General features: G+C 71.5%; 1 protein-coding gene. It reads left to right on the forward strand.

All coding sequences use genetic code 11. The features are described from left to right. On the forward strand, positions 1-2,583 hold a 2,583-nt coding region (locus tag A5711_RS21555; protein WP_156745024.1), incomplete at both ends, for a non-ribosomal peptide synthetase.

The raw sequence follows: 2,583 nt of genomic DNA on the forward strand, positions 1-2,583 counted from the left end.
TGGCCAAGCTGAGCGCGAGTAGCGATGTGGCGGTGGGCTTTCCGATCGCCGGGCGGCGCGACCCCGCGCTCGACGACTTGGTCGGATTCTTCGTCAACACCTTGGTGCTGCGCGTCGACGTGTCGGGCAACCCCACCTTCACCGAGCTGTTGAACCGAGTGCGCACGCGCAGCCTGGAGGCCTTCGAGCATCAGGACGTGCCCTTCGAGGTGCTGGTGGAGCGGGTCAACCCGACCCGAAGCCTCACGCATCACCCGCTGATTCAGGTGATGCTGGCTTGGCAGAACTTCGGTGGGCAGGACAACGACCCCGCGACCGGGCTCGCCCTGGGCGACGTTCGGGTCACCCCGATACCGCTGGACACCCAGGTCGCCCGCATGGACCTGACCTTCTCGATGACCGAGCGCTGGACCGAGACGGACGAGCCCGCCGGGATTGGCGGGCGGGTCGAATTCCGCACCGACGTGTTCGACGCGGACAGCATCGAGATACTCGTCGGGCGCCTGCAGCGGGTGCTGGCGACGATGACCACCGATCCGGCCCGCTCCGTGTCGTCGGTCGACCTGCTCGAGGCGGACGAACGGGCCCGGCTGGACCAGATCGGCAACCGTGCGGTGCTGGCCGCGCCGGCGGACGCATCGACGTCGATTCCGGAATCCTTTGCCGCCCAGGCGGACCGCACGCCGGATGCGACGGCGCTCAGCAGCGGTACCCGGTCCTGGACGTATCGCGAGCTCGACGAGGCGTCCAACAGGTTGGCCCACCTGCTGGCCGGCCGCGGCGCTGCCGCGGGACAGTGCGTGGCGCTGCTGTTCGACCGCTCGGCCGAGGCGATCGTGTCGATCCTCGCGGTGCTCAAGACCGGGGCGGCCTACCTGCCCATCGACCCCGCACATCCGGCCGCCCGGATCGGCTTCATGCTCGCCGATGCCGCGCCGGTCGCGGTGGTCACCACCGCCGCGCTGGCCGACCGGCTGGACGGGCACGACGTGGCGGTCATTGATGTAAAGGATCCCGCCGTCGACGCTCAGCCTCGCACCGCGCTGCCGGCGCCGAGCCCGGAGGACGTCGCCTACCTCATTTACACCTCGGGAACCACCGGTGTGCCCAAGGGCGTGGCGGTCAGCCACCGCAACGTCACCCAGCTGATGGCGTCGGTGGACGCCAGCCTGCCGGACGCCGGCGTGTGGTCGCAGTGGCATTCCTACGGCTTCGACGTGTCGGTGTGGGAGATCTTCGGCGCGCTGCTGCGCGGCGGGCGCCTGGTGGTGGTCCCCGACGCGGTGGTGCGGTCCCCGGAGGACCTGCACGAGTTGCTGGTCGCCGAGCGGGTCAGTGTCCTGAGCCAAACCCCTTCCGCCGCAGCGATGCTCGACCCGCGGGGGCTGGAGTCTGCCGCACTGGTGGTGGCCGGCGAGGCCTGCCCGACCGAGCTGGTGGACCGGTGGGCGTCCGGGCGCGTGATGATCAACGCCTACGGGCCGACCGAAACCACGGTGTACGCGGCGATCAGTGCGCCGCTTGCCCCCGGCTCCGCCGTCGTCCCGATCGGCTACCCGGTGGCCGGCGCGGCGTTGTTCGTGCTCGACGAATCCCTGCGACCGGTACCGCCCGGCGTGGTCGGCGAGCTGTACGTGGCCGGCGGCGGGCTGGCCCGCGGGTACTGGCGCCGGGCGGCGCTGACCGCGTCGCGGTTTGTGGCCTGTCCGTTCGGCGGGCCAGGGGCACGCATGTACCGCACCGGCGACCTGGTCTGCTGGGGCGCCGATGGGCAGCTGCAGTATCTGGGCCGTGCCGACGAACAGGTCAAGATCCGCGGCTACCGCATCGAACTCGGCGAGATCCAGGCGGCGCTGGCCGACCTTCGCGGGGTGCGGCAAGCCGCCGTCATCGCCCGCGAGGACCGGCCAGGAGATAAGCGCCTGATCGGCTACGTCACCGGTTCGGCGGACCCCGCCGAGCTGCGCGCCCGGCTGGCCGACCGGCTCCCCGCGTACATGGTTCCGGTCGCCGTGGTGCGCCTCGACGCCCTGCCGCTGACACCGAACGGCAAGCTCGACGCTCGCGCCCTGCCGGCACCCGAATACCGCGAGGCCGATCGCTACCGGGCCCCGAGCAGTCCCGTCGAGGAGACCCTGGCCGGCATCTACGCCCAGGTGCTCGGCGTCGAGCGGGTCGGCGTCGACGACTCCTTCTTCGACCTGGGCGGCGACAGCATTTCGTCGATGCAGGTGGTGACGCGGGCGCGGGCCGCCGGCCTGGCGTGCCGGACGCGCGACATCTTCGTCGAGCAGACCGTGGCCCGGCTGGCCCGCGTCGTCGGCGTGACCGACGGCGACACCGGCGTCGCCGACGAGGGCATCGGCGAACTATCGGCGACGCCGATCATCCGGTGGCTGCAGGGTGTAAACGGTCCGGTCGACCAGTTCAACCAGACGATGGTGGTCGAGGCCCCCGCCGGGGTCACCGCCTCCGACGTGGTCGCCGTGCTGCAGGCCCTGCTGGACCGGCACGCCATGCTGCGGCTGCGCGTGGACGACGAGTGGTCCCTGACCGTGCCCGAGGCTGGATCGGTCGACGCTG

It is taken from the genome of Mycobacterium sp. E2238 (genome assembly GCF_001672665.1).
GTDB lineage: Bacteria > Actinomycetota > Actinomycetes > Mycobacteriales > Mycobacteriaceae > Mycobacterium.